General features: G+C 60.1%; 5 protein-coding genes. 3 read left to right on the forward strand and 2 right to left on the reverse strand.

The features are described from left to right. The coding region (locus Mhypo_RS17225; RefSeq protein WP_119342470.1) for a 2-oxo acid dehydrogenase subunit E2 at window positions 1–1,039 on the forward strand (1,039 nt) is incomplete at its 5' end. Here the strand turns inward: Mhypo_RS17225 and Mhypo_RS18270 are convergent. Then, window positions 1,036–1,173, reverse strand: a complete 138-nt coding sequence (locus Mhypo_RS18270) for a hypothetical protein (protein WP_170148349.1) — start codon at window positions 1,171–1,173, stop codon at window positions 1,036–1,038. The two genes, Mhypo_RS17225 and Mhypo_RS18270, sit on opposite strands and share 4 nt — an antisense overlap. Window positions 1,174–1,441: 268 nt before the next feature. On the opposite strand from Mhypo_RS18270, the gene carA reads away from it, so the two are divergent. Further along, a complete protein-coding gene (gene carA / locus Mhypo_RS17230) occupies window positions 1,442–2,608 on the forward strand; it encodes a glutamine-hydrolyzing carbamoyl-phosphate synthase small subunit (protein WP_119342467.1) in 1,167 nt (388 codons plus the stop codon). A gap of 1 nt (window position 2,609) precedes the next feature. Here carA and Mhypo_RS17235 read toward each other — a convergent pair whose 3' ends face one another. Then, window positions 2,610–3,230 (reverse strand): TapB family protein, encoded by a 621-nt coding sequence (locus Mhypo_RS17235; RefSeq protein WP_119342468.1) that lies wholly within the window; start codon window positions 3,228–3,230, stop codon window positions 2,610–2,612. A 236-nt stretch (window positions 3,231–3,466) separates the two neighbouring features. Here Mhypo_RS17235 and Mhypo_RS17240 point away from each other — a divergent pair, with 236 nt between their 5' ends. Further along, window positions 3,467–4,309, forward strand: a complete 843-nt coding sequence (locus tag Mhypo_RS17240; protein WP_119342469.1) for an alpha/beta hydrolase — start codon at window positions 3,467–3,469, stop codon at window positions 4,307–4,309. The last annotated feature ends 179 nt before the right edge of the window (window positions 4,310–4,488 follow it).

Consider the following 4,488-nt stretch of genomic DNA (forward strand, 5'->3'; position numbering starts at 1 on the left):
GACCCCTACAACCCCACCCCTTGCACCTGCCTCAGCCCAGCCCGCCAGTACGGCACCATCAGCCCAACCCCCCAGCGTACCGGCTTCCCCACGTGGTACGGCTTCTGTGCCCAGTGCGCCGGCAGGGCAGCGCAAGCTGATTCCGGCTGCACCGAGTGTGCGCCGGCTGGCTCGAGAAATGGGGGTCAATCTGCTGGATGTGGTGGGTAGCGGCCCCGCCTACCGCATCTCCGAAAGCGACGTAAAGCGGTTCGCGACCGGTGAGGTTGCCCCTGCGCCCACCACTTCTGCCCCTGTGCCTGCAATGCCCTTGCCCGACTTCAGCAAGTTTGGTCCGGTACGCCGCGAGGCCATGTCGGGGATTCGCCGGGCCACCGTGCGCAGCATGGCCCAGGCCTGGAGCACCATCCCGATGGTAACCCAGTTCGACAAGGCCGACATCACCGAGATGGAGGCCCTGCGCAAGAAGATGGGTCCCAGGGCGGAAAAGCGGGGCGCTAAAGTCACCATGACCGCAATCCTGCTCAAGATTGCGGCAGCGGCCCTCAAGCAGTTTCCCAAGTTCAACGCTTCCATAGATACTGCTTCCAACGAGGTCATTTTCAAGGAGTACATCCATATTGGTGTGGCTGTCGATACCCCCACGGGCTTGCTGGTGCCGGTGGTGCGCGATGTGGACAAGAAGGGGGTAATCACCCTGGCTGCCGAGCTGGGCGAGATTGCCGCTAAGGCTCGAGACCGCAAGCTAACCCCGGAAGAGATGCAAGGGGCCTCGTTTACCATCTCCAATCTGGGCGGCATCGGCGGGACGGGATTCACCCCAATCGTCAACTGGCCCGAGGTGGCCATCATGGGGGTTTCGCGCAGTAGCATGGAGCCGGTGTGGAACGCCGAGAAAGGCACTTTTGAGCCGCGCAACATCATGCCCTTCTCGCTCTCCTACGACCACCGCCTGATTGACGGCGCCGATGCAGCCCGCTTCTGCCGCTTTGTGGCCGAGATGCTGGAAGACCCTTTCTTGCTGGGGTTTGAGGGTTAGGTAAGGTCGGCGCGGCTGTTTGGGTTGCCCTGCGAGGCGTGGGGGCTGGCCTGTTTGGCTCTTGCTGTGGTCTGGGTTTTTGTCTGACCCAGACCGGCCCAGCCTGTGGGCGAGCAGAGGGGCCACGTGTTCATACCAGATTTGGTTGATTCGTTACCGTTCGGTAACGAATCAACAGGGCCGAAGTTATCCGCGTAGCGGAGGGCGATATCGCCCCTTGGAAGGGAGACGCTTTCGTCGCCGACCGTTCGGGAGGGGCGTGCTCCAGGATTCAAAAGACAACCTATGGGTTTTTGCTTTTGTAAACTGTCTTTTTGAATCCGGTATAACAACGAGAACCCCGAGCTGTATAGAAATGCGAAAAACGTGTAAATTGTTTCTTTGGGAAGCGAGGCTTAGGGCATGAGAGAGCGCGCAGTGTTGGTACTCGAGGATGGCACTACCTACCACGGCTTTGCCTTTGGGCACCGGGGCAAGAATGTGGGGGAGGTGGTCTTCAACACCGCCCAAACCGGCTACCAGGAAATCCTGACCGACCCCAGCTACAACGGCCAGATTGTGGTGATGACCTATCCCCACCAGGGCAACTACGGGGTGAACGTGTTCGACATGGAAAGCAACCGGCCCTGGGTGCGGGGTTTTGTGGCCCGGGAGTTCAGCAAGTACACTGCCGGGCCCCGCGCCCAGCAGAGCCTGGAAGAGTTCATGCGCGAGACCGGGGTGATCGGCCTGGAAGGCATAGATACCCGCGCCCTGGTTAGAAAAATCCGCGAGGGGGGGGTGATGAAGGGGGTGATTGCCCACGCCACTCATTTTGGTTCGCCCAGCTACCGCTTCACCCCCGAAGACCTGGCCGCCCTGCGCGAAGAAGCCCGAAAATGGACCGATATTGACGGGCGCGATATGACCCCCGAGGTTTCCACCCCGCTGCCGTATCAGTTCCCCACCTTCAAGGGGCAGCGGCGGGTGGTGGTGATGGACTTTGGTATCAAGCACGCCCAGATGCGCTACATGGCCGAGCTGGGCTTCGAGCTGATAGTGGTGCCGGGCAAAACCAGCCCCGCGCAAATTATGGCTCTGGAGCCGCACGGCCTCTTCGTGTCCAATGGTCCCGGCGACCCCAGCATGCCCCGCTACGCCCACGAGACCCTTTGGAAGCTGATGGGCCTGTTGCCTACCTTTGGCATCTGCCTGGGCCACCAACTGCTCGGCCTTGCGGCGGGTGGACGCACCTTCAAGCTCAAGTTTGGGCATCGGGGGGCCAACCACCCGGTCAAGAACCTGCTCACCGGCAAAATCGAGATTACCAGCCAGAACCATGGCTACGCGGTAGACCCCGACTCTCTCAAAGACTTCAAGCCCACCCACATCAACCTCAACGACGGTACCCTGGAAGGCATGGCCCACCTGCGCTACCCGGTGTTCAGCGTGCAGTACCACCCCGAGGCCTGCCCCGGCCCGCACGACTCGATTTACCTGTTCCACCGGTTCTTAGAGGAAGTAGACGCCTTCAACGGCCTGACGGGTACACCAGTAGAGAAGCAGCGCGTGGGTGGGCTGGGGATTTAGCCTAGCGTATCAACTCGATCAGCTCGCTGCTCTGCCCGCCAAAGGTGCCCTCGCTGACCTGCTTGACCACACCTACCCCTTCGGCAAACCAGTAAGTGGCTTTGCCACCAAAGCCAATGCCAAACTCGCCGCGGAAGCTGGCCTCGACCCGTAAAGCCTCGAAGCGGCCGGCGGGTACGCTGATGGTTTCTTTGGCTACGATGCGGTTCTCGACCTCGAGAAAACCCGCTAGGTCGAAAACCGCAATGCGGCCCTTTAGCTCGTAGCGGTAGATCCAGCGTCCGCCGACCCGCCAGGTCTCGTTGCTGGGAATGATTACGCCGATGAGTTTGGTCATGCGCACGCTGCCGCCCGGAATGGGTAGGTCGCCCTCGGGTAGGGTGCGCAAGCCCTGGGGGGTGCATGTCCACTGGGTGGTCTCGGTGCGAGAGGCAAAGCGACGCTGCTCGAGGAGCGCGCCCGGCCCGGTTGGGATAAAAGTCTGGATGTAGACCTGATTATCGTTCAGATTCCGGTAGCGCCAGCGCAGGTCGGGGTCGGTGGGGTAGAACGCGCTGGAACAAACATTGCCCAGGGCCAGGCTACCCAGCCACATCACCAGCCAGATGCTCCAGGCTTTCATGCGCTCAGTGTGGGCAATGGACTCAGGGGGAATGTGGGGCCACCCAACAAAGCCGCCGTTTGCTAAAGAAAAGGTTATGAAGTGTTAAAAATGGGTTGCTGGAGAGACTCAAGGGGCCAGAAGATGTCTGCTAATCATGATTTTTGACATGATGCTTTAGGAACCGCGCTCGAGGCTCGCTGTTACAGACGTTGCTTTAGACTCGACTTTTGATGGCCAGCCCTTACAATACGCCAATGGGTTATACCACTCAGACACAGGTATGGAAACCGCACCCCAGCGGCCCTGGTCACACCGTGGTGGGCGAGGTGTTGGTTTACGAAGATTTGCGCAGCCCCCAATTGGGCAACAAGCGCGATATTCTGATCTACCTGCCGCCATCCTATCGCACAAGCGACCGCCATTACCCCGTGCTCTACATGCACGACGGGCAGAACATCTTCGATGAGGCCACCAGCTACGTGGGCGAGTGGCAGGTAGACGAGAGCATGGAGAAGCTGTCCCAGGAGGGCATCGAGGCCATTGTGGTGGGTATCCCCAACATGGGAGTGGAGCGCCTCAACGAATACAGCCCCTTCCGCGACCCCAAGCACGGGGGCGGCAAAGGCGAGAAGTACCTCAAGTTCCTTATCGAGACCGTCAAACCCTTCATAGACGACGAGTTTCGTACCCTGCCGGGCCGCGACCACACCGGCGTGATGGGCTCTTCGATGGGTGGTTTTATCAGCCTGTGCGCGTATTACTATCACCCCGAGGTTTTTGGCATCGCAGGCGTGGTGAGCCCGGCGTTCTGGTTTGCCGACGGGGCCATTTACAGATTTGTGGAGAAAGCCCGCCAGGTGCCGGGGCGGCTCTACATGGACGTGGGTTTCCGCGAACTCACCCTTTCACACGTCAGCAGCCGCCGCTATCTGGAAGGGGTGCGCCGTATGCACCGCTTACTCCAGCAAAAAGGCTGGCAGCCCGGCCACGACTACCTTTACCTGGAGGACCCAGAGGGCGTGCATAATGAAGGCCACTGGGCGCGGCGATTCCCCGACATGATGCGGTTTTTGTTTGGCGGGGTTGCCCAGGACTGATACACAGTCGTAGAAATGTTCTTATACCAGATTCGGTTAGTTCGTCACCTTTGGTGACGAACTAACCCGACCGAAGTTATCCGCGTAGCGGAGGGCGATACCGCCCCTTGGAAGGGAGACGCTTTCTTCGCCGACCGACAGTGAAGGGCCATCGGCCCCCGGCTAGCGCCGGTACTCAA

The sequence above is a fragment of the Meiothermus hypogaeus genome (genome assembly GCF_003574035.1).
GTDB classification, from domain to species: Bacteria; Deinococcota; Deinococci; order Deinococcales; family Thermaceae; genus Meiothermus; species Meiothermus hypogaeus.

Coding starts and splice junctions, on each gene's coding strand:
- Mhypo_RS18270 (WP_170148349.1), bottom strand. CDS start 1,173: ATGAACACGTGGCCCCTCTGCTCGCCCACAGGCTGGGCCGGTCTGGGT.
- carA (WP_119342467.1), top strand. CDS start 1,442: ATGAGAGAGCGCGCAGTGTTGGTACTCGAGGATGGCACTACCTACCAC.
- Mhypo_RS17235 (WP_119342468.1), bottom strand. CDS start 3,230: ATGAAAGCCTGGAGCATCTGGCTGGTGATGTGGCTGGGTAGCCTGGCC.
- Mhypo_RS17240 (WP_119342469.1), top strand. CDS start 3,467: ATGGGTTATACCACTCAGACACAGGTATGGAAACCGCACCCCAGCGGC.